Below are 25768 nucleotides of genomic sequence, written 5' to 3' on the forward strand. Positions count from 1 at the left end.
AGGTCAAAGATGATCACTGTCTACGGCTACGTGCCGGCATGGGGACTTCCTGACATCAGCCCGTACGTCACCAAGCTCGTGAACTACCTGACGTTCACCGGTCTGGAGTTCGAGCACCGCACGCAGGATCTCGCGACGCTGGACCAGGACTCGCCGTACGGCAAGCTGCCTTACATCGTCGACGAGGACGGCACCAAGGTCGGCGACTCGAACATGATCATCGCCTATCTGAAGGAGAAGTACGGCGACCCGCTCGACGCCGACATGACACCGGCGGAGCGGGCGAACGCGCTGGCCTGGAACCGTCTGCTCGAGGAGCACCTCTACTGGAGCGGGGTCATCGAGCCCCGGTGGCGCCACGACGAGGGATGGGAGGTCTACATCCCCTACATCGTCCAGGGTGCCGAGGTGACCTCCGAGATGCGCGCGGCGCTGGACGCCTTCCGCGAGCGCATCGTCGCGGAGTTCAACGGGCAGGGGATGGGGCGCCGTCCCCCCGAGGTCGTCTACGAGTTCTTCCGCGCCGACATCGACGCGCTGTCCGACTTCCTCGGCGACAAGGAGTACTTCCTCGGCGACAAGCTGCGCTCCATCGACGCCTCGGTCTACTCCACGTTGCGCCACGTGACCGACCAGCCGCAGCGGTGGCTGGGCAGCGGTTACACGGCGACGAGGCAGAACCTCGTCGACTACATGGACCGAATCCGCAAGGAGTACGGCGTCTGAGCCGCCGGGGGCGCTCGCCGTCAGATGTCCCGAAATCGAGAGCGGAAACCGGTGATCGATCTCTACTACTACACGAGTCCCAATGTCCGGAAGGTGCTGATCGCACTCGAGGAGACGGGCCTGGAGTATTCGATCAAGTGGACCGACATCCGTGAGGGCGACCAGTTCCTGGACGAGTTCCTCCGCATCAACCCCAATGCGAAGGTTCCGGCAGTGGTCGACCACGACGGACCCGGCGGGCGCCCACTGGCCCTGTTCGAATCCGGGGCGATCCTGAGCTACCTGGCCGAGAAGTCGGGGCGGCTGCTGCCGGAGGATCCGGCACGCCGGTGGGAGGCGATCTGCTGGACGTTCTGGCAGGCGGCCAACCAGGGCCCGATGGTGGGGCAGGCGACGCACTTCCTCAGGTACGCCCCGCAGGTGGGGGTCGACTCGGAGTACGCCAAGGGGCGGTACCTGACGGAGACGCGACGGCTGTACCAGGTCCTCGACGACCGCCTCGCCGACCGCGAGTACCTCGTCGGCGAGTTCTCCATCGCGGACATCGCCTGCTACCCCTGGACCCGGGTGGCCGCCGGGCACGGCATCGACGTGGCGGACTACCCCAACGTCAAGGCCTGGACGGACCGCATCGCCGCCCGTCCCTCGGCCAAGGTCAAGATCGCCGAGCCGGCCCGGGCCGCGGCGACCGGCGAGTACACGCCGGAGCAGTTCCAGCGGCTGTTCCGGCCCGCCTCCACCTCGTGATCGCGAGGCCGATCCCGTCCGACGTCCGCAAGGAGCCTGACATGACGGTCCTGCCCCGTCCCGAGGTGTCCGCGCCGCAGATGAGCATCGACGGCGAACCGGTGTCGACGCCGTCGCGCATCGAGGTCGTGGACCCCGCCACGGCGGCTCCGTTCGTCGCCGTCCCCGATGCCGGACCCGAGCACGTCTCCCGGGCCGTCGCTGCGGCGCAGCGAGCCGGCCGGGTGTGGCGGGCGCTGTCCGTCGAGGAGCGTCAGAAGTACCTGCTGCAGGTGGTGGCGATCCTGCGGAACCACCTCGACGAGCTGGCGTCGCTCGTCACCGCGGAGCAGGGCAAGCCGCTCGGGCGGGCGCGCAGCGAGATCGAGTCCGGGTTGCGCTACTGCGAGGCGCACGCCCAGTTCCGCATCCCCACCGAACTCGTGCGCGACGACGACGAGGAGACCGTCGTCGTGAACCGGGTGCCGCTGGCCGTCACCGCGGCGATCACCGCGTGGAACTACCCGGTCCTGCTGATGCTCCGCAAGATCGCCCCGGCGCTCGTGGCCGGCAGCACGCTGATCGTGAAACCGTCCCCGTACACCCCGGTGGCCACGTTGCGCGCGGGCGAGCTGCTCCAGGAGGTCCTGCCTGCGGGCGTCGTCCAGGTGCTCTCCGGCGGGGACGAGCTGGGGCGGGCACTGGTGTCGCACCCCGGGATCGGCAAGATCAGCTTCACGGGTTCGGTGGCCACCGGCCGGGCGATCATGGCCGCCGCGGCGCCCACCCTCAAGCGCCTCACGCTGGAGCTCGGCGGCAACGACGCCGCGATCGTCCTCGATGACGTCGATCCGGCGGAGATCGCCGCCGATCTCTACTGGGGCGGGTTGTCGAACTGCGGCCAGGTCTGCGCGGCGATCAAGCGGCTCTTCGTCCCGGAGTCGCTCGCCGAGGACCTGGCGTCGGCACTGGCCGACGTGGCGGCGTCGGTGGTGGTCGGCGACGGGTTCGCCGACGGCGTCGACATGGGTCCGCTGCAGAACCGTCCGCAACTCGACCTGGTGCGATCCCTGGTGGCCGATGCCGAGCAGCACGGCGCGGAGGTGTACTTCCGCGGCGAGGCGCCGGACGGGCCCGGGTTCTTCCACCCGGTCACGCTCGTCCGCCGCGTCCGCGACGACCTGCCGCTCGCCCGGCAGGAGCAGTTCGGCCCCGTCCTGCCGCTCTTCACGTACTCCGATCTCGACGAGGCGATCGAGCGCGCGAACGCGAGCGAGTTCGGGCTCGGCGCGTCGGTATGGGCGGCCGACGAGGAGCGGGCGGTGGCCGTGGCCGGTCGGCTGGAGGCCGGCACGGTGTGGGTCAACCAGCACCCGATGCTCTCCGCTGACACGCCGTTCGGCGGCATCAAGCAATCGGGGCTCGGCGTCGAGGGCTCCGTTCACGGAGTGCTCGGCCACACCGACATCTGCGTGCTCCGCGTCAAGCACTGAACCACTGCCGAGCGAAGGGAACGGCGATGCTGCTCAACCGCGACGACTGGTACGAGACGTCCCGCGACCTCGACTGGACTTTCTCGTACGTCGACCCGAACGAGGTGTTCCCCGCCTCGTGGAGCGGCGCCGGCGACGTGCCCGCCGACGCCTGGCAGGACTGGGAGGAACCGTTCCGCGTCTCGTACCGCGACTACGTCCGCATCCAGCGCGAGAAGGAGGGCGGCGTGAAAGCGGTCGGCAACGCGCTGAGCCGCGCGGGCGTATTCGAGAAGCTCGACCCGGCGCACCTGGCCTCGGCGCACCTCCACCTGGGTGGCACGTGCATGGTCGAGCAGATGGCGATCACCATGCAGAGCCGCTTCTGTCGGTTCGCGCCGACCCCGAAATGGCGCAACCTGGGGGTGTTCGGAATGCTCGACGAGACCCGCCACGCGCAGCTGGACCTGCGGTTCGCGCACGAGCTGCTGAAGGTCGATCCGCGCTTCGACTGGACGCTCAAGGCGTTCCACACCAACGAGTGGGGCATTCGCGCGGTCAAGGCCTTCTTCGACGACATCATGCTCAACGCCGACTGCGTCGAGGCGGCCCTGGCCGTCAGCCTGACCGTGGAGCACGGTTTCACGAACATGCAGTTCGTCGCACTGGCGGCAGACGCCATGGCGGCGGGCGACATCAACTGGTCCAACCTGCTCTCGTCGATCCAGACCGACGAGGCGCGGCACGCCCAGCAGGGATTCCCGACGCTGGCGGTGCTCATGGAGCACGATCCCGAACGGGCGCAGCAGGCGATCGACGTGGCGTTCTGGCGGTCGACGCGGCTGTTCCAGACGTTGACCGGGCCCGCGATGGACTACTACACCCCGCTCGAGCAGCGGAAGATGTCCTTCAAGGAGTTCATGCTCGAGTGGATCGTCAACCACCACGAGCGCATCCTCGAGGACTACGGGCTGAAGAAGCCGTGGTACTGGGACGACTTCCTGCGCAGCTTGGAGACCGCGCATCATTCGATGCACCTCGGCATGTGGTGGTACCGGCCGACGCTGTTCTTCAAGCCGAACGCCGGTGTGTCCCCGGCGGAACGCGAGTGGTTGCGCGAGAAGTACCCGACGTGGGAACGAGACTTCGGCTACATCTGGGACCAGATCATCGCCAACGTCCAGGCCGGTGACGTCCCGGCCACGCTGCCGGAGACGCTTCCGGTCCTGTGCAACGTCACGCACCTGCCCATCGGTGGTGCGTGCGCGCCGCACGAGCTCGCCGAGCACAAGAGCGAGTACAAGGGGAAGGTCTACCGGTTCGACTCCCACATCTCGAAGTGGTGCTTCGACGTCGACCCGGAGCGCTACGCCGACCATCCCACGGTGGTCGACCGGTTCCTCGCAGGCGACATCCAGCCGATGGACCTGCCCGGTGCGCTGGCCTGGATGGGGATCACGCCGGACGTCATGGGCGACGACGTCTACGACTACGCCTGGGCCAGGGAGTACGTGAACGCCTGAGGTGCTGCTCGGCGTCCGAGGCAAGGAGTGAGGCGATGGCTCTGTTTCCCGTCACGGGTCGTTACATCGGGGACCACATCCCGCATCTGGTCGCGGCCGACACCGACGACACGATGGACGAGCTGGCGGCGATGGTGGCCAGGCATTCGGTCGGGAAGAAGGTGCCGGTCCCCCCTGGCGGCCCCGTCTACGACGTCTACATCGGCGGCCGCCGGATCGATCCCGGCGTGACGCTGGGCGCCCTGGGGCTTTCCCCCATGGCGTGGGTCGACGTCGTCCCCCGCGGGGCGGAGGCACCGTGAGCGCCACCGACGAGTTCGTGCCGATCGCCGACGCCGACGAGCTGTGGGACGGCGAGATGGAGGCCTACGACGTCGACGGCGAGGAGGTCCTGCTGGTCAAGCTCGACGGGCGGTTCCACGCGTACGACGGCGTCTGCCCGCACCAGAGCGTCGCGCTGGTCGAGGGCGAGCTGGACGACGGCGTGCTCACCTGCCGGGCCCACGAGTGGCAGTTCGACGCCGCGACGGGTGCCGGGATCAATCCCTCGAACGCGGCCCTGCGCCGGCACGAGGTCCGGGTCACCGAGGACGGCAAGGTCGCGGTGCGGCTGTGCTCCCGATCGCCCGCGGCGGCGCGGCAGTAGATCACCGACACTCACATCGTGGGGCGTGTTCCATGACCATCATCGAACTGGAGTCCGACGCGGCGCTCGACGTCGACCACGTCGGACCCGTGATCCGCGCCGGCCGTCTGGCGGAATGCGTGATCGACGCCGTCGCGGCGGACAACCCGGACCGGGACGTCGTGGTCGTCGACCGCGACGACTACGTCCGCATCCACACCCGAGGGAGGTGCCGGCTCACCCGGGAGAGCCTGGAGCGGGCGCTCGGCGAAGCCTTCCAGCTGGAGGCGCTCGAGATCGAGATGCCCTCGTTCAAGGGCCGGTTGCGCACCCGGACCGACGAGTTCCTGTGGTACCTGACCACCTCCGACGGCGAAGCGTGAGGACGAACCGATGACCGAACTGGCCTCGCGGTCCCGCAGGCGGGGGCTGAAGACCTGGAGTGCCTTCGGCGATCTGGGGCGCAGGCCCAGCGACTACGAGATCGTCACCCACCACATGAACCACACGACCCGCCCGGGCGAGCAGCCCCTGGAGATGGGCCCGCACGTCCGCGGCAACGTGTGGTTGCGTACGCACCGGGACGGCATGCGCCTGGTGGTGCCCGACTGGGACGCGTTCCGCGATCCCGATGCGGTCACGTACTCCACCTACGTGACCGCCCAGGACGATCAGGAGACCTACGTCGAAGGTCTGCTCGAACGGTTCGACGAGGCCGGGCACGACGAGGGCCTGAGCGACTCCGCGCTCGGTCTGCTGCGGCGGGTGCTCGCCCCCAGCCGCTTTCTCGCGCACGGCTTGCAGATGCTGTCGTCGTACGTGCAGCAGCTGGCACCGAGCAGCTACGTCGGCAACTGCGCCACCTTCCAGACGGCCGACCAGCTGCGCCGGGTGCAGCTCGCGGCCTACCGCACCACGCAGCTCCGCCTGACCCGGGGCACGGAGATGACCGAGCCGGGGGAGCGTTGGTACTGGGAGAACGACCCGGCGTGGCAGCCGATCCGCAAGGCGGTCGAGCGCGCCCTGCTGGAGTTCGACTGGGACCGCGCCTTCGTCGTCACCAACCTGGTGACCAAGCCGCTGACCGACCTGATCACGGTCGAACGGCTCGGTGCGCAGGCGGAGGCGGTGGGTGCCCCGCTCGACGCGCTCATTCTGCAGAACCTGTACCTGGACTGCCGGCGGAGCCGGCGCTGGACCTTCGCCCTCGTGTCGTTCCTCGTCGCGGCGGACCCTGGCAACCGTGCGGTGCTCCAGGAACACCTCGACTCCTTCGGCGAGCTCGCGCGCGGTGTCCTGGACGCGGCGGGCCGGTTGCTGGAGGTTTCGGGCGGGCAGCCTCCGCAGGCGATCGTGGACACCGTTCGCAGCGCCTGGTGCGACATGCTCGCCCCGCACGGCCTGACCGCTCCCCGAGGGTGATGGTGGCCGCGTCGCTCATCTCCGTGGGGACGGGCACGGTCGAGTTCGCGGGCACGGAGTGCGGCCCGATCGAGGCCGGGGCGGGCGAGACCGTCCTCTACTCCGGGCTGCGGTCGGGCCTGCCGCTGCCGTACGGATGCGCGAGCGGGGGATGCGGCAGCTGCAAGGCCAGCCTGCTGGCCGGCCGGGTCCGATCGCTGTGGGACGCCGCGCCCGGGCTCACCGACCGGGACCGGCGGCGGGGTGACCGGATCCTGATGTGCCAGTCGGTGCCCGTGGGCCGCTGCGTGGTGCAGGCGCCGTTGGGTGACCGGCCCGAAGGCCCCGCGCCCGTTCGCGTACCGGCCGTCTTCCGGGAGCGGCACCGGCTCGGTGCGGACACCGCACTGATCACCGTGTGCACGGAACAGCGTCTGACCTGGATGCCGGGTCAGTTCGTCCACCTGGTTCTTCCGGACGGGGTCCGCCGCGCCTACTCCATGACCCGCCCGCCTGCGCCACGGGCCGGCCGGACCCTGGAGTTCCTGGTCCGGGCCGTCCCCGGCGGCAGCGCGAGCCGCTGGCTCTTCGGCGGGCTCGCCGAGGGCGACCGCATCCTCGTCGAGGGCCCGTACGGGAAGGCGCACGCGCAGTCGCCGCCCGACCGGCCGGTGGTCTGCCTGGCCGGTGGCACCGGGCTGGGCCCGGTGCTGGCGATCGCCGATCGCCTGCAGGCGGAGTCGGCCGGTCGGGAGCTGCGGGTGTACGTCGGGGCACGGCGCCGGGAGGACGTCGTCCTCACCGACCGTCTCGCCGTTCTCCGAGACCGCGGTGCCTCGGTCGTGGTGGTGGTCGAGGACGCCACGGGCCCCGAACTCGCCGGGAAGGAGGTTCACCGCACCGGTCTCGCCCTGGATCATCTGCTGTCGGACCTGCCCGATCTGACCGGGCACGACGTCTACCTGGCCGGTCCGCCTGCCATGGTCACGGCTGCCTTGCGTCGCCTGGTCCGTGGCGGCCGTGCCGCTGCGGACCGCGTGTTCGTCGACAAGTTCCTCTGAGGGGAAGGAAGTGGTCCGATGTGCACCGCGCTCAGCACGGACGACGCGATCGGGAGCTCGCTCCTCGACGTACTGCAGGAACGGTTCACCCGGAACCTGATCGGCGGGAGCTGGCGCTTCCCGGCGGCCCCCTACGACTTCGAGATCCGCAGCCCGGTCGACAGCGAGGTGATCGCGGTCGTTCCGCTCTCGTCCCGCTTCGACGTCGCCGCGGCGATCTCGGCGGCGAGAGCGGCGTCGGCCGGCCCGTGGTCGGCTCCCGCGGAGCGGGCCGATCTGCTGCGCGCCCTGCTCGATCACCTGGATCGCCTGCGGACCGAGATCGCCGGCCTGCAGAGTGCCGAGTCCGGTCTCTCGCCCGCCGACTCCCGCCTCGTGGTCGACGTGACGCTGCGCGAGATCCGTCAGGACCTAGCCCGGGGCGCGGCCCCGGCGGAGCGGCCGGGCGTCGTCGGCCACATCCTCTCCTGGGGCGCACCGTTCGCCGAGGCGCTCACCAGCGTGTGGCCCGCGCTGCTGCGCGGACACACCGTTGTCGTGAAACCGTCGCTGCGCGCCCCGCTGTCGGCGGCTTTCCTCGGGCTGCTGGCCGAGCAGGCGGGGCTTCCGGCGGGCGTCGTGAACGTCGTGCAGGGCACCGGCCCCGACGTCGGAGCCGAGCTGATCCGCCGGCGGGACCTCGCCGGTCTCGGCGTGCGCGGCAACGTGCGCACCACGACCGCGGCCGCCAGGGCCCGCACGGGGGTCCCGCTGCAGCTGGTGCGGGCCGGGGGCAACGTCTGCCTGGTCGGGCCGGAGCCCACCGGCGTCGCCACGCTCGCGGGGCACGTGGCGCGGCTGGTCGGGATGAACAGCGCGGGCGGGGTGTTCGCGCTCCCGCTGGTGGTGGTGAGCGCCGACGTCGCCGCGTCGGTGGTCCGGGCACTGGTCGAGCGGCTGGCGGGGGTGCGTGCGGCGCCGCTGCCCTCCGACGCCGTCCGGGCGAGGTGCCTCGCCCGGATCGAGGCCCTCGTCGGCGCCGGTGCGCGGGTGCGGCTCGGAGGAGCGCGGGTGCCGGACGACGTCGAGCACCGTATGGGCTGGCGGGTCCCGCCGACGGTGCTCGACCTCGGTGATCCCCGGTCGGCCGCCGCGGTGCTCCACCGCGACACCGAACCGATCGGCCCGGTGCTCGGGGTGTTGACCGTGACGGACGCGGCGGAGATCGCAGCCGCGCTGCCGCCGAGCTGCGCGGACGGCGTCGCCTGGGTCCACGGCTTCGCCGGGCACCGGGTCCCCGACCTGCCGCACGGCCGGATCGTGACCGGTCCGGCCGCGGACCTGGCCGGTGCGCTGACCATCCCGCCGTCGTGGCTCGGACGTGCGCGATGACCGCCGCGGTTGCGCTCGACATGGTGTTCGTGGTCGATCCCGTCGAGTCGCTGGCACCCGGGCACGACACGAGCGTCGCGCTGATGGAGGCCGCGCAGCTGCGGGGCCACCGGGTGCTGATCACGACGGCGAAGGATCTGAGCTACGCCGACGGGGAGGTGACGGCCCGCTGCACGGCCGTCACCCTGCGCCCCGCGGTCCTGCACGACGGTCGCTGGATGACCGACGCCGAGTGGTACACCCTTGGCCCGAGCACCGACCGGGCGCTCTCGGAGGCCGCGGTGGTGTTCATGCGCACCGACCCACCGGTGGATCCGGCCTATCTGCGCGCGACGTACCTGCTCGATCTCGTCGACCGCACGCGCACGCTGGTCGTGAACTCGCCGTCCGGCCTCCGGGACGCCAACGAGAAGCTCTTCGGTCTGCGGGAACCGGATCTCATGCCGCCGACGCTGGTCACCGCTGACCGGGACCGGATCCGCGACACCGTGCGCCGCTGGGGGCGGGCGGTCTTGAAACCGACCGATGCGATGGCGGGCCGGGGGGTCCTCGTGCTCACCCCGGAGGACCCGAATCTGTCCTCGATCGTGGACGGCGCCACCGAACGCGGAACTGTCCAGGTAGTCGTGCAGCAGTGGGTGGCCGAGGCGGATGCCGGGGACCGTCGCCTCATCGTGCTCGACGGTGAACCGATCGGGGTCGTCCGCCGGATCGCCCGGGGCGGCGACTTCCGGTGCAACATGGCCGCAGGCGCCGGGGTCCGCGCCGACCAGGTCACGGTCGCGGACCGGTTGCTCTGCGAACGCCTCGCCCCGCACCTTCGGGCACTGGGTCTGCGCTTCGTCGGGCTCGACGTCATCGGTGACCGGCTCACCGAGGTCAACGTCACCAGCCCCACCGGGGTCCGCGAGATCGACGCCCTCTGCGGCACCCACCTGGCGCACGACGTCATCGTCTGGGCCGAACGGGTCTGCCCGGCCCCGGTCGTCCCGGAGCGGCGCCGCCGATGACGACCTCGCTGCGCATGGTCGTGGTCGGCGCCGACGCGGCCGGGATGAGCGCGGCCCATCAGGCCCTGCGCGGCGCCGCCCGGCGGGGCAGGCGGATCGAGGTGGTGGTCCTCGAACGGTCGCAGCACACGTCCTACTCGGCCTGCGGCCTGCCGTACTGGGTGGCGGGCGACGTCGACGGCCCGGCCCGGTTGCTCGCTCGCAGCGCCGCGCAGCACCGGGAGATGGGCGTCGATCTGCGGATGGGGGCGACCGCGACCGGTCTGGATCTGGACGCCGGGTTCGTCGAGTACGTCGACGACGCGGGAGGGCACCGAGTCGACTTCGACGAGGTCGTGCTCGCCACGGGGGCGGCGCCGATCGTTCCCCGGTGGGCGCGAGACGACCGCGGCGCCCTCCGGCCCGGCGTCCGCCCGCTGAAGAACCTGGACGACGGGGCCTACTGGATCGACCGGTTCGGGGGCGGTCGCCCCGGTCGTGCGGTCGTCGTCGGCGGCGGCTACGTCGGCCTGGAGATGGCCGAGGCGCTGCTTCGCCGGGGCTGGTCGACGACTCTGATCACCCGGTCGCGGGTGATGAACACGCTCGACGAGGACATGAGCACCCGGATCGAGCCCGCGCTCGCCGAGGCCGGGGTCGAGGTCGTGTCGGAGACGACGGCCGTGGCGCTGGAGTGCCGCGGTGCGGCCGGCGCGACGGTCGTGGCGACGGCCGACGGCCGCACGTACGCGGCGGACGCCGTCGTCCTGGCGACGGGGGTCGAGCCGGTGAGCGAGCTCGGCGCGGCGGCGGGACTCCCGCTGGGGAAATCGGGCGGGTATCTGCCGGATCCGGCCGGGCGGCTGGCGGCAGGTGTGTGGGCGGCCGGTGACTGCTGCGAGTCGCTGCACCGCGTCACGGGCGAGTACGTCTTCTTCCCGCTCGGCACACACGCGAACAAGCAGGGACGCGTCGTCGGCGAGAACATCAGCGGCGGGTCGGCGACCTTCGGCGGCGTCCTGGGCACCGCCGTCACGCGCTTCGCTGCCGGGGGCGCCCACGTCGAGGTCGCCCACACCGGGTTGAGCAGCGCGGAGGCGGAGACCGCGGGGCTTCGCACGGCCGGGCTGGTCACCGAGGGCCGCACCGCGAGCGGGTACATGCCGCAGGCGCGCCCCATCGCCACGAAGGTCCTCGCGGAGCGCGGGACCCGCCGGCTGCTGGGCATGCAGATCGTCGGCGGGCAGGGTGCGGGCAAGCGCATCGACACCGCCGCCGCGGCGCTCTGGGGACGGCTGACGGTGGACGATCTCGCGCAGATGGACCTGGCCTACGCTCCTCCGTTCGCCACCGTGTGGGAGGCCGTCCAGCTCGCCGCCCGCCGCCTCGCCGACCGTCTGTGAGGCCGGCCGGACGAGCGGGCCCGGCGCCCCGCGTCGGACGCCGGGCCGGGCCGGGTCAGGCAGCCGCGGGAGCGGTCAGCTGCTTCGCCAGGCTCGCCCCGATCAGGCGGCCGAACGTGTTGGACCGCAGCACCGAGGTGGCCGGCGGGTACTCGTGGTAGAAGAGCCCGGTGATCTCACCCGCGGCGTACAGGCCCGGGATCGGCACGTCGTTGGTGCTCAGTACCCGGCCGTCCAGGTCCACCTTCAGACCGCCGAAGGTGAACGTCAGGTTCGTCGTCATCGGGAAGCCGTAGAACGGCGGCTCGGCGATCGGGTTCGCCCAGTTCGACTTCGGCGGGGTGATGCCGGTGGTCTTCTTGCCGTCCAGCTTCGCCGGGTCCCACTCGCCGGGGCCGCAGGCGGCGTTGAAGGCGTTGACGGTGGCCTCCAGCTTCGCCGGGTCGAGCCCGAGCTCCTCCGCCAGGCCGCGGATGGTGTCGGCCTGCGCCGGCGGTTGGTCGGTCGTCTCGTAGACCCAGCTGCCCGTGAACCGGTCCATCACCACGCGGTCGGTGATGAAGTACGCCTTCTGGTTCTGGTTGCGCCACACCTCGTACGCGATCAGCTCGAACGAGGCGAACAGGTAGTCCTCGCCCTCGTCGTAGAACCGCTCGCAGTCCTCGTTGACGACGATGCCGTAGTTGTGGCCCCAGATGACCGCGTCCGGCTTGGTGGCGCGGGTGTCCACCAGCTCGGAGTGCACCATGTCGAACTGCCCGGCGGTGCCGGCGCCGATCTCCATGGCCATGCGGATGCCGGCGCCGCGGTTGTACTTGATGCCGGGTGCGATGAGCGGCAGGTCGACGGCGTCCTTGCCGATGTACTGGGTCAGCATCTCCGGGTTGCCCTCGAATCCGCCGCAGGCCAGCACGACGGCCTTGCCGGTGATCGTCGTGAGCAGCCCGTCCGGCTTGCGCACGACGACGCCGACGACCCGGCCCTCGTCGTCGAGCTTCAGCCGGATCGCCTCGTGCTCCCAGAACACGCGGCAGGTGTCGTACTGCTCGATGTGGTTGAAGTAGGCGTCGACGATCGCCTTTCCGCCGCCGTTCGGGTAGACGAAGTGCTGCTCGTCGAATTCCAGCGCGACGTTCGGTTCGTCGTGGTGGATCAACTCGACGCCGTGGTCCTCCATGAACTTCACGGTCGCCGGTACCTCGGCCTCGAACGTGCGGCAGTAGTCGAGGTCGGCGAGGCCGCGGCAGTCGCGCTCCATGCGGCCGACCCAGTCCTTCGAGAGCGTGTTGTCCCGGTTGAGCCGCAGGTAGGCCATGGTCCAGCGGGACGCGCCCGCGCGCTCGCCCTTCTTGCCGGCCTCGATCAGCGCTACCCGGCCGGGCTTGCCGGCCTTCTTCGTCTCCTCGAGGAAGCTCAGGGTCGTCGCCGATCCGGCGAATCCGCTCCCGACGACCACCACGTCGTAGTCCGGCACAGCGTCCTCCTTCGTCCGATTGGTGCCGAAAACGGTAGGAGCGGGTGATTTCCGGGGCTATCCGCGCCGCGTTCGCGAATGTCCGGCATACGGCGCCGATCCGCGTACGACCGCGCTCATCCGGCAGGAGATACTTGGACGTCCTACTGGTTCGAGGTTGGGTGGCTGCACGGTGCGTGAGGCGCTGCGCCTGATGGTGCCGATCGTCCTGGCCGCGATGCTCAACCCGCTCAACACCTCGCTGGTGGTCACGGCGCTCGCGCCGATCTCCGCCGATCTCGGCGTCGCTGCCGGCGACACGGCGGTGCTCGTCGCCGTCCTGTACCTCGCCTCGGCCACCGTGCAACCGGTGGCGGGCCGGCTGGCCGACGACTTCGGGCCGCGCCGGGTGATGGTGACCGGATCGCTGGTGCTCGGGCTCGGCGCCGCTATCGGGTGGACGGCAACGAACCTCGCCGGCCTCGTCGTCGCGCGGATCCTCATCGGGCTGGGCGGCGCAGGCGCGTACCCGGCGGGGATGCTGCTGATCCAGCGGGCGGCCCACGCGGCCGGGGAGACCGGGCCGCCGCGCGGGCGGCTGGCTGTGCTCAACGTCGTCGGCCAGGCGACGGTCGCGGCCGGGCTGCCGGCCGGCGGGTTCCTCGTCGAGCTCGCGGGCTGGCGGGGCACGTTCGCGGTGAACGTCCCGCTCGCGCTGCTCGCCGTGGTGACGGCGCTGGTCCTGATCGAGCGCGACCCGCCGGGCCCGCCGCGCCGGGGGTCGCTGGCCCGGCAGCTGGACCTGGCCGGGATCCTGCTGTTCGCCGCCGCCCTGATCGCGCTGCTCGGCGGGCTGCTGATCAGTTCGGGCGCGGCCACCGGGGTGCTGCTCGCGATCGGCGCCGTCGCTTCGGCCGTGTTCGTGCGGCACGAGCTGCGGGTGCCGACGCCGTTCCTCGACCTGCGCGCCCTCGTCGGCAACGGCGCGCTCAGCCGCACCTACCTGCGGACCGGCATCGGGCTGGTCGGCGTCTACGTCGTGCTCTACGCCCTCCCGCTCTGGCTGCAGGACCGGCAGGGCTTCGCGCCGTCGGCGGTCGCGTTCCTCACCGTGCCTGTGATGGTCGTCGGCGTGGTGGCGTCGATCGCGGTCGCGCGCATGCGGGCACCGTGGCTCCCGCTCGCCGCTGCCGCGTTGGCCTCGCTGGGCGGGGCGGGTGCGCTCGTGGTGAGCGTCCTGGCCGCGGCGACGGTGCTGCCGGTGCTCGTGGCGACCGCGCTGTTCGGGATCGTCATGGGCGCGACGAGCGCGGCGAACCAGCAGGCGCTCTACGTGCAGGCCGATCCGGGCCGGCTCGGCACGGCGGCCGGGCTGATGCGCACCGCGCACTTCCTCGACTCGATCTGGTCCACGGCGCTGGTCGGCGTCGCGTTCCAGCACGGCGTGACCGACGGCGGCCTGCTGGTCATCGCCGCTGTTGTGGCGGTCGCGAGCGTGCTGATGCTCGCTCTGGCGGTGGGGGACCGGGCGCTCCGCCGGACCTGATCCAGTCTGTGCGCATTGCGCACGATCTGCGCGACATGCGCGGGATGATGCCCGATTTCTCCGACTGTCTCAAGTCTGGAATCGCGTCTGTTTCGGCCGTATCGTCGACGCAACGCGCACGAAACGTGCGCAATACGCACAGGAGGCTGTCATGGGTGGACCGACTGCCCAACGGCCGCTGGCCGGTCTGCTGGTCGTGGAGCTGGGTGATCGGGTCTCGGTCGCGGCCTGCGGTGGCCTGCTCGCCGGGCTCGGCGCGGACGTCGTGCTCGTCGAGCGGGCGGGGAGGGTTCCCGCAGGTCGCGCCGCCGCCGCGGCGGGCAAGCACAGCCTCGTCGTCGACGAGGCGGACCCGGCCGATCGCGCGCTGCTGCACGATCTGCTCCTCCGCGCCGACGCGGTGCTGCTCTCGACCGACACCGATCCGCGCTCACGCAAGGTCTGGGCCGCACCGCGCCCGCGCGGGCAGCTGCTCTGCGACCTCACCGCGTTCGGCCACGACGGCCCGCTCGCGGGCACGCCCGCCTCACCGGCGCGGGTGGAGGCGCTGGCCGGGATCGCCGAGACGACCGGGCGGCGCGACGGCCCCCCGGTGCTGCTGGGCGTCCCGCTGGTCGAGATGGAGACCGCTGTCTACGCCGCGAGCGCGCTGCTCGCCGCCCTGCGCGTGCGCCGCCGGGAGGGGATCGGCCAGCGCATCGAGGTCGCCTCTTACGACGTCGCCGTGCACGCGCTCGCCGCGTTCCTGCCGCTGCCGTTCACCGGGCGGATCGCGACCCGCAACGGCAACCGCCACCCGACGCTCGCCCCGTGGAACGCCTACCCGGCGGCCGACGGCTGGGTGGTGATCTGCGCGCCGACCGACGACCAGTGGGACCGGCTGTGCACCGTGATGGGCCGCCGGGAGCTCGTCACCGATCCCCGGTTCGCCACGACCACCGCGCGCATGGAGAACGCCGACGCGATCGACGTCGAGGTGGCCGCCTGGACCCGCACGCTCACGATCGCGGAGTGCCTGGCCGTCCTCTCCGAGATCGTCATCCCGGCCGGGCCGGTGGTCCCGCTCGCCGGGCTCGCCGACGAACCGAACCTGCGCCACCGCGAGCTGGTGCACCGCGTCCGCGATCCCGGATCGGCCGGCGACGTGCTGCTGCCGGCGTGCCCGGTGCGGCTCGGCCCGGTCGTCCCGCCGCAGGTCCCCGTCCGCGACGGCGGCCGGGAGCGGGTGCTCGGCTGGGTCCGCGACCGGCTCCCGGACGGCCCGCTCGTCACCGGTGACCCGGCGGTGCCGGGGCGGCCGCTCGCCGGACTGACCGTGCTGGAGATCGGGATGAACACCGTCGGGCCGCTCGCCGGGAAGATCCTGGGCGCGCTGGGCGCCGACGTCATCAAGATCGAGCCGCCGCGCGGCGACTCCAACCGGCACAACGCGCCGCTGCGGGAGGACGGCGAGGCCTACATCTTCGCGCTGCTGAACTCCGACAAGCGCGGCCTCGTCCTCGATCTGCGCGCCGACGCCGACCGCGCCGTGCTGCAGCGGCTGCTGCACACCGCCGACGCCGTGCTGGAGAACCTCAAACCCGGCTCGCTCGGCCGGCTGGGCTTCGGTCCCGACGTGCGCGCCGAGCACCCCGGCCTCGTGTACTGCTCGATGAGCGGCTTCGGCCACGACAGCGCCTACCCGGGCCGGCCCGCGCTCGACACGGTCGTGCAGGCGGTCTCGGGCGTGATGAGCGCGACCGAGGTCGACGGGGTGCCGACCAAGTCGGGGATCTCGATCGCCGACCAGCTCGGCGGCCTGTTCGGCCTGCTCGGGACGCTCGCCGCGCTCGAAGGTCGCGACCGCGGGGCCGGCGTCGGTGCCCACGTCGACATCGCCATGCAGGACGCCTCGGCGTGGGCCACGCACACCCGCTGGAACGCGACCGGGCCCCGCCGCGCCCGGATCGTCGACGGCCCGGACGGCCCGGTGCTGGACGAGGACGGGGAGCAGGTCCCGGTCGCGACGGTCGCCGAGGTGCTCGCCCACGGGCAGACCCGCGCCCGCGAGCTGATCGTGGAGCGCGCCGCGATCGACGGCAGCCGATGGCCGCTGCTCGCCCCGCCGATCCGGCTGCGCTCGACGCCCGCCCGGGTGGACAAAGCGATGCCGCGGCTCGGGTTCCCCGACCCGACGCTGGCCGAGGTGGCCGCCGTGCCGGTGGGAGGTGCGTGATGCCGGACCTGGAACGGCTCTCCGCGGTCGCCGGGACCGTCGCGGTGGTCGGCGTGGGGGAGACCGACTACGGTGCCGACCACGCCCGCAGCCGCCGCGGCGAACCCATCGGCGACGGCTACGCCCACGCGGCCACGGCGCTGCGCCGTGCGCTCGCCGACTGCGGGCTGACCAAGGACGACGTCGACGGACTGGTCTGCGGCCCGACCCTCGCCAGCGAGCGGCTCGGCGAGGTGCTCGGGATCGACACGCGCTGGGCCGACCAGGCCGACGCCGTGCAAGCCGTCGTCAAGGCCACCGCCGCGATCCACGCCGGGCTCGCCGAGACCGTCGCGCTCGTCTATGGCACCGACCAGCGCGCCGCCGGCGTCGCCTACGGCGGCGAGGGCGCGGCCGGCGGCGAGCGGCACCTGTCCTACACCTACTTCTCCCCGTGGGGGCTGACCTCCCAGGGCGCGCTCTACGCGCTGCTGGCCAACCGCTACCTGGCCGAGACCGGGATGACCGAGCGCGAGCTCGGCGGGGTGGCCGTCGCGCAGCGGGCCTTCGCCCGGCTGCACCCGCACGCGGTGATGCGCGCGCCGCTCACGATCGAGGACCACCTCGCGCAGCCGTACATCTGCGAGCCGCTGCGGCGCACCGACTACTGCCTGATCAACGACGGCGGCGTGGCGCTCGTGCTCACCACGGCGGAGCGGGCCCGGCGGCTGGACCGTCCGTTCGTCCTGGTGCGCGGCATCGGCCGCAGCGACCACAACCGCGACGCGACGAGCCTGCGGCCGCGCCTGGAGGAGTTCTACCGGCCCGCCCAGCGCGCCGCTGCCGAGCAGGTCTACGCCATGGCCGGCCTCGGCCCGCAGGACGTCGACGTCCTGCAGATCTACGACAGCTTCTCCGTGCACGTCCCGCTCGCGCTGGAGGGCTTCGGGTTCTGCGGCGACGGCGAGGCGGGCAAGCTGATCTCCTCCGGCGATCTCGGGCCCGGCGGACGCCTGCCGGTCAACACCGCGGGCGGGCACCTGTCCGGCAGCTACATGCAGGGGTGGGGGCACCAGGCGGAAGTGGTGCGCCAGCTGCGCGCCGAGGCGGGTGACCGGCAGGTCCCCGGCGCGCGGATCGGCCAGTACGTCTCCGACGTCGCCGGCAAGGTCACCTCGATCGTCTACGAGGGGGTGGCCCGGTGAGGCGCCCGGCGCCCCGGCGGGGCCTCTACGACGACCCGTACTGGCAGTACGCGGCGGCCGGTGAGCTGCGCCTGCAGCGGTGCAGCGCCTGCGGGCACGTGCGCTACCCGCCGGGCCCGGCGTGCCCGGAGTGCCTCGCCCCCGAGCACACCTGGGACCTGATGTCCGGCGCCGGGCGGCTGCTCGCCTGGACGGTGTTCCACCGCCCGTACTTCCCCGAGATCCCCGTGCCGTACGTCGTGGCGGCCGTGCGGGTGCCGGAGGGCCCGATCCTCATCGGGAACCTGCTGGGCACCGATCAGCCGGTGCACGACATGCCGCTGCGGGCCGTGTTCGAGGACGCGACCGGCGCCGACGGCACCGCGTTCCGCCTCTGCCAGTGGGTGCCCGCCGACGCGCGGGTGCCCGTCTCATCCCCCACCGAGGAGCATGCATGACATCGACCATCACCTCCCCCGACGGGGCTCCCGCGCTCTCGCGGGGGCGGGACTTCGGGGTCCGCGACCGCGTCGTCGTGATCACCGGTGCCGGTCAGGGCATCGGCCGTGAGTACGCGCGCGAGTTCGCCGCCGCCGGCGCGATCCCGGTCCTCGCCGAGATCAACGGGGCCGCCGCCCGCAACGTCGCCGCCGAGATCGAGCAGGCCGGTGGTCGCTCGCTCGTGGTCGAGACCGACGTCGCCGACCCGGCGTCCACCGAGGCCATGGTCGAGCGCGTCGTCGCCGAGCTCGGCCGGGTCGACGCGCTGATCAACAACGCGGCGATCTTCTCCAGCCTGCAGATGCGCCCGTTCGACCAGATCCCGCTCGACGAGTGGGACGCCGTGCTGCGGGTCAACGTGACCGGCGCGTTCCTGTGCGCCCGCGCCGTCGTCCCGCACATGAAGGCGGCCGGCTGGGGCCGGATCGTCAACATCATGTCCGGGTCGGTGCCGCTCGGCATCCGCAACTACCTGCACTACGTCACCTCGAAGTCCGCGCTCGTCGGCATGACGAACTCGCTCGCCCGCGAGCTGGGCGCCGACGGCATCACCGTGAACGCGGTGCAGCCCGGCGGCACGTTCACCGAGGTCCCGCGCAACACCGTCACGCCCGAGGGCAAGGCGGCGCTGATCGCGAACCAGTGCATCCCGCGCGAGGAGGTCCCGATGGACCTCGTCGGCCTCGTCCTGTTCCTCTGCACGCCCGCGGCCGGGTTCATCACCGGCCAGACGATCGCCTGCGACGGCGGGCTCACTCACCACTGATCTCCAGGAGACCACCGTGACCGACTTCGACCTCTGGGTGGACGGCGCTCCGGTGCCGTCGGGCACCGCGGCCCGCTTCACCCGCACCAACCCCTACGACGGCTCCGTGGCCGCGACCTTCGCCGACGGGGACGCGGCCGACGCCGAACGCGCGATCACCGCCGCTCGGCGTGCCTTCGACGAGGGCCCGTGGCCCCGGCTGCCCGCGAAGGCTCGCCACGACGTGCTGATCAAGGCGTCGCAGCTGCTCGCCGAGCGCACCGGTGAGCTGGCGGAGCGGATGGTGCTGGAGTCCGGGAAGCCGGTGACCCTCGCCAACGGCGAGGTGGCGTCCTCGGCCCGCACGTTCGACTACTACGCCGGGCTCGCGCTGTCCGTGGAGGGATCGGCGATCAGCGACCGCAACCCGTCGGCGCTCGGGCTGATCCTGCGCGAGCCGGTCGGCGTCGCCGGCCTGATCACCGCGTGGAACTTCCCGCTGCTCGGCATCGTCTGCAAGCTGGCGCCCGCGCTCGCGGCGGGCTGCACGGTCGTGCTCAAGCCCTCGCACCTGTGCCCCGGCCCGGCGCTCGTGCTGGCCCGGCTGCTCACCGAGGCCGGGCTGCCCGACGGCGTGTTCAACGTCGTGACCACTCAGCGCGACCGCGGCGCGCTCGTCGGCCAGCACCTCGCCTCGTCCACGGCCGTCGACAAGATCGCGTTCACCGGCTCGACCGCGGCCGGCCGGGCGGTCATGCGCGCGGCGGCGGTGAACACCAAGCGGATCTCGCTGGAGCTGGGCGGCAAGTCCGCCAACATCGTGCTGTCCGATGCCGACCTCGAGGCCGCGGCGAAGACCGCCGTCGGCGCGTTCACGTTCAACAGCGGCCAGCAGTGCTCGGCGGGCAGCCGGTTGCTGCTGCACCGCGACATCCACGACGAGTTCCTCGATCTGCTCGCCCGCTACGCCGGTGAGCAGGTGCTCGGCGACCCGCGCGACCCGGCTACGACGATGGGCCCGCTCGTCTCGCCCGAGCAGCACGCCCGCGTCCTCGGCTACATCGACCTGGGCCGGGCCGAGGCGAAGCTCGTCGTCGGCGGCAACCCGGGCAGCGGGCTGTTCGTGGAGCCGACCGTCTTCGACGAGGTCGACAACTCCTCGCGACTGGCGCAGGAGGAGGTGTTCGGGCCGGTCCTCTCGGTCATCCCGGTCACCTCCGCGGAGGAGGCCGTGGCGATCGCCAACGACTCCGCCTACGGACTCGCCGGCGGTGTGTGGACCCGGTCCCTCGACACCGCGATCAAGGTCGTCAAGGGCGTCCGCACCGGGAAGATGTTCGTGAACAGCTACAACACCGCCGGCATCGACGACATGCCGCACGGCGGGGTCAAGGACAGCGGCACGGGGCGCGAGTTCGGTCTGGCCGGTCTGGAGGAGTACCAGGAGCAGAAGACCGTCCAGATCCTGCTGCGATGAACGTCGCCGAGTGGCTGGCCGGGCAGGCGGCCCGCCGCCCGAACGCACCGGCGCTGCAGGTCGGGACCCGGGTCGTCGCCGACTACGCGGGCTTCGCCGCCGCCGCGGCGCGGTTCGCGGGACACCTCGCTCAGCGCGGCGTTCAGCCCGGCGACCGGGTCGCGCTGTACCTGGAGAACGCCCCCCGCTACCTGGAGTGCCTGTTCGGCACGTGGTGGGCGGGCGCCGTCGCGGTGCCGGTGAACCGGAAGCTGGTGCCCGCCGAGCGGGACGTGGTCGTGGCCGACGCGGGTGCGGCGGTCCTCGTCACCGACGAGGACGCCGACGGCTGGCAGGCCCCGCCGGGGCCCGCCGCACCCGTCACCCGCGCCCCGGGCGACGTCGCGTGGCTCTTCTACACCTCCGGCACCACCGGCCGGCCCAAGGGCGCCACGCTCACCCACGCCAACCTCGTCGCGATGGCGCTCTGCCAGCTCACCGACGTCGACCAGGTGGGCCCCGGCGAGGCCTACCTGTACGCGGCGCCGCTCTCGCACGGCGCCGGGCTCTACGGCCTCGCGCACGTCCGCGCCGGCTCCCGGCACGTGTTCCCGCCCAGCGGCGGGTTCGACGCCGCCGAGGTCCTCGACCTCGCGCGGGCGATCGGTGATCTTTCGCTGTTCGCGGCGCCCACGATGGTGCGCCGCCTGGTCCGGGCGGCCCGCGAGCGCGGCAGCGACGGTACCGGGCTGAAGACCGTGGTCTACGGCGGCGGGCCGATGTACCTGGCCGACATCCAGGAGGCGCTGGCCGTGCTCGGCGACAAGTTCGTGCAGATCTACGGGCAGGGCGAGTCCCCGATGACGATCACCGTGCTGCCGCGCGCCGATCACTCCGGCCCGCCGGAGCGGCTCGCGAGCGTCGGGTACGCCCAGGCCGCCGTGCAGGTGCGGGTCTGCGATCCCGACGGCCGGCCGCTGCCCGCCGGGGAGACGGGGGAGGTCGAGGTGCGCGGCGCGACCGTCATGGCGGGCTACTGGAACGACCCGGTGGCCACCGCCGCCGCGCTGCGCGACGGCTGGCTGCGCACCGGTGACCTGGGCCGACTCTCCCCGGACGGCTACCTCACGCTGGACGGTCGCTCCAAGGAGGTCGTCGTGACCGGTGGGTCGAACGTCTACCCGCGCGAGGTGGAGGACGTCCTCGTGGCGCACGACCACGTCGCCGAGGCCGCCGTCGTGGGTCGACCGGACCCCGAGTGGGGCGAGATCGTCGTGGCCTACGTCGTGCCCACCGATCCGGCGGCCGACCCGGCCGCGCTGCGCCGCGAGCTCGACCGGCACTGCCTGCGCCACCTGGCCCGCTTCAAGCGCCCCCGGCACTACGAGCTGGTGCCGCAGCTGCCCCGCAACGCCTACGGGAAGGTCCAGAAGTCCCTGCTCCGGTCCACCGCCAAGGCGCACTGACCAGTCCCGAACAGCCCCGACCGACTCCGAAGGAGCACCCGTGACCACGGCCACCTACGAAGACATCCTCTACGAGGAGAAGGACCACGTCGCGACGATCACGTTCAACCGGCCGGAGAAGCTCAACGCCTTCCGCGGACACACCTACGCCGAGGTCACCGACGCCATCCTGACCGCGGGCTGGAACCGCGACATCGGCGCGATCGTCCTGACCGGTGCCGGCGACCGGGCCTTCGCCGTCGGCGGCGACAAGGACGAGGAGAAGTCCGACCGGGTCGGCCGCGGTCGCGGCACCGTCGGCATCCCCGTCGAGGAGATGCAGACCGCGATCCGCGACGTCCCCAAGCCGGTGATCGCGAAGGTGCGCGGCTACGCGATCGGCAGCGGCAACGTCATCGTGACCCTCTGCGATCTCGCCATCGCGAGCGAAACGGCGATCTTCGGCCAAGCCGGGCCGAAGATGGGCTCGGTCGATCCCGGGTTCGGCACCGCCCTGCTCGCGCGGGTCGTGGGGGAGAAGAAGGCCCGCGAGATGTGGTTCCTCTGCCGCCGCTACCCGGCGGCGGAGGCCCTGGCGATGGGTCTGGTCAACCACGTCGTGCCGGACCACCAGCTCGACGACGAGGTCGACCGGTGGTGCCGCGAGATCAACGAGCTGAGCCCGACCGCCCTCGCGATCGCCAAGCGCTCGTTCAACGCCGACTCCGAGCAGATCCGCGGTGCCGGCCTGATCGGCTTCCAGGCGCTCGCGCTCTACTTCGGCACCGACGAGGCCAAGGAGGGCGGTGCGGCGCTGCGGGCCAAGCGCAAGCCGGACTTCCGCGGGGCGATGGCATGAGCGCGTCCGTCGCCGTCCTCGACGAGGACCACGTCCTGCGGATGGTGGCGGACGTCCTGGCGGCGCGGACCGCGGCGGACTGGTCCCGGGTCGGCGAGTTCTTCGCCCCTGACGTGGCGGATCCGGCCGCGCTCGAGGAGCTGCGGGAGGGGATCACGCTCGCCGGGCCGGGTGAGCCCGCCACGGCGCTGCTGCTGCGCCGCGGCCGGGTGGACCGCGCCGAGCTCGCGGCGCGCCCGGGACTGCGGCTGGTGCAGCGGCTCGGCGGCCGCCCCGACGGCATCGACCTCGCGGCCGCGAAGGAGGCGGGCGTCGCGGTGTCGTGCCTGCCGCGGCCCAGCCTCGCCCGCACCGCCGAGCACGCCGTCCTGCTCATGCTCGCGCTCACCAAGCGGCTGATCGCCGCCGACCGGGCGGTGCGGTGCGGGACGGCGATCACTGCCGGGGCGGGTGGCGTCGCCTACAACTGGGCCGGTATCACCGGGCTCGGCGGTCTGCACGGCCGGACGCTGGGCATCGTCGGGCTCGGCGAGGTCGGGCACCTCGTCGCCGTCCGCGCCAGGGCCTTCGAGATGCGCATCCGCTACAGCGGGCCGCGGCTCGACCCGGACGCCGAGGTGGCCCTCGGGGTCGAGCACCGATCTCTGCCCGACCTGCTCGCCGAGTCCGACGTCGTCACCCTGCACGTCCGCGGCACCGTCGGCGCGCCGGTGCTGGGCCGCGCCGAGATCGCCGCCATGCGCCCCGGCGCGCTGCTGATCAACACCGGCCGCGGATCGCTCGTCGACGAGGACGCCCTCTACGACGCGCTGGTGTCCGGCCGGCTCGGGGGCGCAGGCCTGGACGTGCACGCCCACGAGCCGCGGTCGGCCGGCGACCGGTTCTGCCGGCTCGACAACGTGGTCCTGACCCCGCACATCGCCGGCGGATCCCGGCTGGAGGTGCTGGAGGAGGTGCGGAAGGTGTTCGAGAACGTCCGGTCGGCCGCGGCCGGAGCCGCGCCGCCGCACGGGCGGGTCGAGCCGTGACCGCCGCCGGGCTCGCCGGCTCCCGCACGATCGCGCTGGAGGACCTCGACTTCACCCGGATCGTGCGGCCGGGCGACACCGTGCTGTGGAGCCCGGGCGTGGCCGAGCCGGTGCCGCTGGTCGAGCGGTTGCTGGCGCAGCGGCAGGTGATCGGCCCGTTCACGGTGCTGTTCGCCGGCGCCGGGTACACCGCGCTCGCCCGGCCCGAGCACGCCGACACCGTCCGGTTCATCACCGGCGGTGCGGTCGGCAGCAGCCGGAGGCTGTGCGCCGCCGGAGCGGCCGAAGTGCTGCCGGTGCACCTGTCGGAGCTGTCGCGGCTCGTGCGGTCCGGGGCCCTGCCCGTGGACGTCGTGATCGCGCAGCTCGCCCGGGACGAGACCGGCGCGCTCAGCCACGGCGCCGCGAGCAGCCTCGTCGGCGCCGCGGCGGCCCGGGCCCGGGTCGTGGTCGCTGAGCTGAACGAGCAGGCGCCGTGGACCCACTCCCGGTACCCGCCGGTGCGCGCCGACCTGGTCGTCCGCACCTCCCGCCCGCTCATCGAGGTCGCCGCACGCTCGCCCGGCCCGGGGGACGAAGCCATCGCCGCCCGCGTGGTCGAGCTGATCGGCCCGCACGCCACCGTGCAGCTGGGCATCGGCGGGGTACCTGCCGCCGTCGCGCGGCACCTGACGAGCAGGCGCGGGCTCACGGTCCACTCCGGTGTGATCGGGGACGACGTCGTCGACCTCGTCGAGAGCGGGGCGGTCACCGAGGTGGTGACCGGGGCGCTCATCGGCACCCGGCGGCTGTTCGCCTTCGCCCACGACGAGCCGCGGATCCGGGTGGAGCCGGTGAGCCACACCCACGAACACGCGGTGCTCCGGGAGCTGCCCGCGTTCACCGCGGTGAACTCAGCGATCGAGGTGGACCTCACCGGGCAGGTCGGCGCCGAGGTCGCCGGCCGCGCCTACGTCGGCACCGTGGGCGGGCAGGTCGACTTCGTCCGCGGCGCGCTCGCGTCGGAGGGCGGCCGGTCGATCATCGCGCTGCCCGCGCGGACCCGGTCCGGGCGGCCGCGCATCGTGCCGCTCCTCGAGAGCGGGATCGTCACGACCGGCCGGGCCGACGCCGACGTCGTCGTGACCGAGTACGGCGTGGCGCAGCTGCGCGGCCGCACGATCCCCGAGCGGGTGCGCGCGATGGCCGCCATCGCGCACCCCGACGACCGTGACGCGCTCCTGCGCGCCGCCGAGCACGTCGTCGGACATGTCCGCGACCGACCCGAGGAGGGACCCCGATGATGCGGCTCTACGTGCTCGACGGCGGACGGATCGAGATCCTGGACTGGCGGCTCTTCCAGCCCGACGCCCCGCCCGGCACCCGGCGGTCGCTGGCCGTCTCCTGCTACCTGGTCGAACACCCGGACGGCACCCTGCTGTGGGACACCGGACTCGGTGACGACCTGGTCGGCACCGATGGCCGCACGATCCCGGACGTCGCCGTGTTCCGCGTAGAGCGCCGACTGCAGGACCAGCTCGCCGAGATCGGCCACCCGCCCGAGACCGTCGGACACCTCGCGCTCTCGCACTTCCACCCCGACCACGTCGGCAACGTCGCGCTGTTCGGGAAGGCACGGTTGTGGGTGCAGCGCGAGGACCACGCCGCTGCGTTCGGCGACACCGCGGACGATCACGGCTTCGAACCGGACGCCTACGCGGTGCTGCGCCAGCAGGAGACGACGCTGCTGGACGGCGACCACGACCTGTTCGGCGACGGCAGCGTCGTCCTCGTCCGAGTGCCCGGCCACACGCCCGGCAGCCAGGCCCTGCTCGTGCGGCTGCCCGCCACCGGATCCGTCCTGATCACCGGGGACCTCGCGCACAGCCTCGACAACTGGCACGACCGGGCCGTCCCGCTCCTCAACTGGGACGCCGCCGAGACGCAGCGCAGCTTCGACCGCGCCGCCGCACTGCTCGCGGCCGAGGACGCGCAGCTGTGGGTCCCGCACGACCTCGACCAGCAGGCGGCGCTGCGCCACGCGCCGCATCCGTACACCTGATCCCCGCACGTGAGGAGAG

The 25768-nt window shown here is 72.6% G+C and carries 24 protein-coding genes; 23 read left to right on the plus strand and 1 reads right to left on the minus strand.

Annotation, left to right across the window (positions count from 1 at the left end):
- Window positions 1-9: 9 nt before the first annotated feature.
- Genes isoI through BUE41_RS04255 form a run of 12 tightly spaced genes read left to right on the plus strand, consistent with a single transcriptional unit; the run spans window position 10 to window position 11297 of the window.
- Window positions 10-726: an iIsoprene-epoxide--glutathione S-transferase gene (isoI, locus tag BUE41_RS04200; RefSeq protein WP_073455485.1), complete on the plus strand. Its 717-nt coding sequence runs from the start codon at window positions 10-12 to the stop codon at window positions 724-726.
- Between the two features lie 24 nt (window positions 727-750).
- A complete protein-coding gene (locus BUE41_RS04205; protein WP_268794432.1) occupies window positions 751-1473 on the plus strand; it encodes a glutathione S-transferase family protein in 723 nt (240 codons plus the stop codon).
- A 41-nt stretch (window positions 1474-1514) separates the two neighbouring features.
- On the plus strand, window positions 1515-2945 hold the full coding sequence (locus tag BUE41_RS04210) for an aldehyde dehydrogenase family protein (RefSeq protein WP_073455487.1): 1431 nt from the start codon (window positions 1515-1517) through the stop codon (window positions 2943-2945).
- A 26-nt stretch (window positions 2946-2971) separates the two neighbouring features.
- Window positions 2972-4447 (plus strand): YHS domain-containing protein, encoded by a 1476-nt coding sequence (locus tag BUE41_RS04215; RefSeq protein WP_073455488.1) that lies wholly within the window; start codon window positions 2972-2974, stop codon window positions 4445-4447.
- Between the two features lie 35 nt (window positions 4448-4482).
- Window positions 4483-4749 (plus strand): toluene-4-monooxygenase system B family protein, encoded by a 267-nt coding sequence (locus BUE41_RS04220; protein WP_073455489.1) that lies wholly within the window; start codon window positions 4483-4485, stop codon window positions 4747-4749.
- Window positions 4746-5093 (plus strand): Rieske 2Fe-2S domain-containing protein, encoded by a 348-nt coding sequence (locus BUE41_RS04225; protein ID WP_073455490.1) that lies wholly within the window; start codon window positions 4746-4748, stop codon window positions 5091-5093. The genes BUE41_RS04220 and BUE41_RS04225 overlap by 4 nt, the downstream gene beginning before the upstream one ends.
- A 32-nt stretch (window positions 5094-5125) precedes the next feature.
- Window positions 5126-5455, plus strand: a complete 330-nt coding sequence (locus tag BUE41_RS04230) for an MmoB/DmpM family protein (protein WP_073455491.1) — start codon at window positions 5126-5128, stop codon at window positions 5453-5455.
- Window positions 5456-5465: 10 nt separating this feature from the next.
- On the plus strand, window positions 5466-6494 hold the full coding sequence (locus BUE41_RS04235; RefSeq protein WP_084754357.1) for a ferritin family protein: 1029 nt from the start codon (window positions 5466-5468) through the stop codon (window positions 6492-6494).
- The gene (locus BUE41_RS04240) at window positions 6494-7534 is read left to right on the plus strand and encodes a 2Fe-2S iron-sulfur cluster-binding protein (protein ID WP_084754359.1); all 1041 of its coding nucleotides are present in this window, start codon (window positions 6494-6496) and stop codon (window positions 7532-7534) included. Before BUE41_RS04235 ends, BUE41_RS04240 begins: the two co-directional genes overlap by 1 nt.
- A gap of 18 nt (window positions 7535-7552) precedes the next feature.
- Window positions 7553-8905 carry an aldehyde dehydrogenase family protein gene (locus BUE41_RS04245; protein WP_073455492.1) on the plus strand — a complete coding sequence of 451 codons (1353 nt, stop codon included), beginning with the start codon at window positions 7553-7555 and terminating at the stop codon, window positions 8903-8905.
- The gene (gene gshB / locus BUE41_RS04250) at window positions 8902-9915 is read left to right on the plus strand and encodes a glutathione synthase (protein WP_073455493.1); all 1014 of its coding nucleotides are present in this window, start codon (window positions 8902-8904) and stop codon (window positions 9913-9915) included. The genes BUE41_RS04245 and gshB overlap by 4 nt, the downstream gene beginning before the upstream one ends.
- Window positions 9912-11297 (plus strand): FAD-dependent oxidoreductase, encoded by a 1386-nt coding sequence (locus BUE41_RS04255; RefSeq protein WP_073455494.1) that lies wholly within the window; start codon window positions 9912-9914, stop codon window positions 11295-11297. Before gshB ends, BUE41_RS04255 begins: the two co-directional genes overlap by 4 nt.
- Before the next feature lie 55 nt (window positions 11298-11352).
- Here BUE41_RS04255 and BUE41_RS04260 read toward each other — a convergent pair whose 3' ends face one another.
- Window positions 11353-12771 carry an FAD-binding protein gene (locus BUE41_RS04260; RefSeq protein WP_073455495.1) on the minus strand — a complete coding sequence of 473 codons (1419 nt, stop codon included), beginning with the start codon at window positions 12769-12771 and terminating at the stop codon, window positions 11353-11355.
- Between the two features lie 172 nt (window positions 12772-12943).
- Between BUE41_RS04260 and BUE41_RS04265 the strand changes: the two genes are divergently transcribed.
- The 11 genes from BUE41_RS04265 to BUE41_RS04315 all read left to right on the plus strand — a co-directional run bounded on the left by BUE41_RS04265 (window position 12944) and on the right by BUE41_RS04315 (window position 25749).
- Window positions 12944-14296, plus strand: coding sequence for an MFS transporter (locus tag BUE41_RS04265; protein ID WP_084754361.1), 1353 nt, complete (start codon window positions 12944-12946; stop codon window positions 14294-14296).
- Between the two features lie 151 nt (window positions 14297-14447).
- The gene (locus BUE41_RS04270) at window positions 14448-16511 is read left to right on the plus strand and encodes a CaiB/BaiF CoA-transferase family protein (RefSeq protein WP_073455496.1); all 2064 of its coding nucleotides are present in this window, start codon (window positions 14448-14450) and stop codon (window positions 16509-16511) included.
- Window positions 16511-17695: a thiolase family protein gene (locus BUE41_RS04275; protein ID WP_073455497.1), complete on the plus strand. Its 1185-nt coding sequence runs from the start codon at window positions 16511-16513 to the stop codon at window positions 17693-17695. Before BUE41_RS04270 ends, BUE41_RS04275 begins: the two co-directional genes overlap by 1 nt.
- Entirely contained in the window at window positions 17692-18132 is a 441-nt protein-coding gene (locus BUE41_RS04280; protein ID WP_073455498.1) for a Zn-ribbon domain-containing OB-fold protein, read from the plus strand. The genes BUE41_RS04275 and BUE41_RS04280 overlap by 4 nt, the downstream gene beginning before the upstream one ends.
- Window positions 18129-18941 (plus strand): SDR family NAD(P)-dependent oxidoreductase, encoded by an 813-nt coding sequence (locus BUE41_RS04285; RefSeq protein ID WP_084754363.1) that lies wholly within the window; start codon window positions 18129-18131, stop codon window positions 18939-18941. Before BUE41_RS04280 ends, BUE41_RS04285 begins: the two co-directional genes overlap by 4 nt.
- Window positions 18942-18957: 16 nt before the next feature.
- Window positions 18958-20397 carry an aldehyde dehydrogenase family protein gene (locus BUE41_RS04290; protein ID WP_073455499.1) on the plus strand — a complete coding sequence of 480 codons (1440 nt, stop codon included), beginning with the start codon at window positions 18958-18960 and terminating at the stop codon, window positions 20395-20397.
- A complete protein-coding gene (locus tag BUE41_RS04295; protein ID WP_073455500.1) occupies window positions 20394-21842 on the plus strand; it encodes an AMP-binding protein in 1449 nt (482 codons plus the stop codon). The genes BUE41_RS04290 and BUE41_RS04295 overlap by 4 nt, the downstream gene beginning before the upstream one ends.
- A 40-nt stretch (window positions 21843-21882) precedes the next feature.
- Window positions 21883-22680, plus strand: a complete 798-nt coding sequence (locus BUE41_RS04300; protein WP_073455501.1) for an enoyl-CoA hydratase-related protein — start codon at window positions 21883-21885, stop codon at window positions 22678-22680.
- The gene (locus tag BUE41_RS04305; RefSeq protein ID WP_073455502.1) at window positions 22677-23708 is read left to right on the plus strand and encodes a 2-hydroxyacid dehydrogenase; all 1032 of its coding nucleotides are present in this window, start codon (window positions 22677-22679) and stop codon (window positions 23706-23708) included. The genes BUE41_RS04300 and BUE41_RS04305 overlap by 4 nt, the downstream gene beginning before the upstream one ends.
- Window positions 23705-24991: an acetyl-CoA hydrolase/transferase family protein gene (locus BUE41_RS04310; protein WP_159444854.1), complete on the plus strand. Its 1287-nt coding sequence runs from the start codon at window positions 23705-23707 to the stop codon at window positions 24989-24991. Before BUE41_RS04305 ends, BUE41_RS04310 begins: the two co-directional genes overlap by 4 nt.
- The gene (locus tag BUE41_RS04315) at window positions 24988-25749 is read left to right on the plus strand and encodes an N-acyl homoserine lactonase family protein (RefSeq protein WP_073455503.1); all 762 of its coding nucleotides are present in this window, start codon (window positions 24988-24990) and stop codon (window positions 25747-25749) included. Before BUE41_RS04310 ends, BUE41_RS04315 begins: the two co-directional genes overlap by 4 nt.
- The last annotated feature ends 19 nt before the right edge of the window (window positions 25750-25768 follow it).

This window comes from Pseudonocardia thermophila, from assembly GCF_900142365.1.
Taxonomy (GTDB): Bacteria; Actinomycetota; Actinomycetes; order Mycobacteriales; family Pseudonocardiaceae; genus Pseudonocardia; species Pseudonocardia thermophila.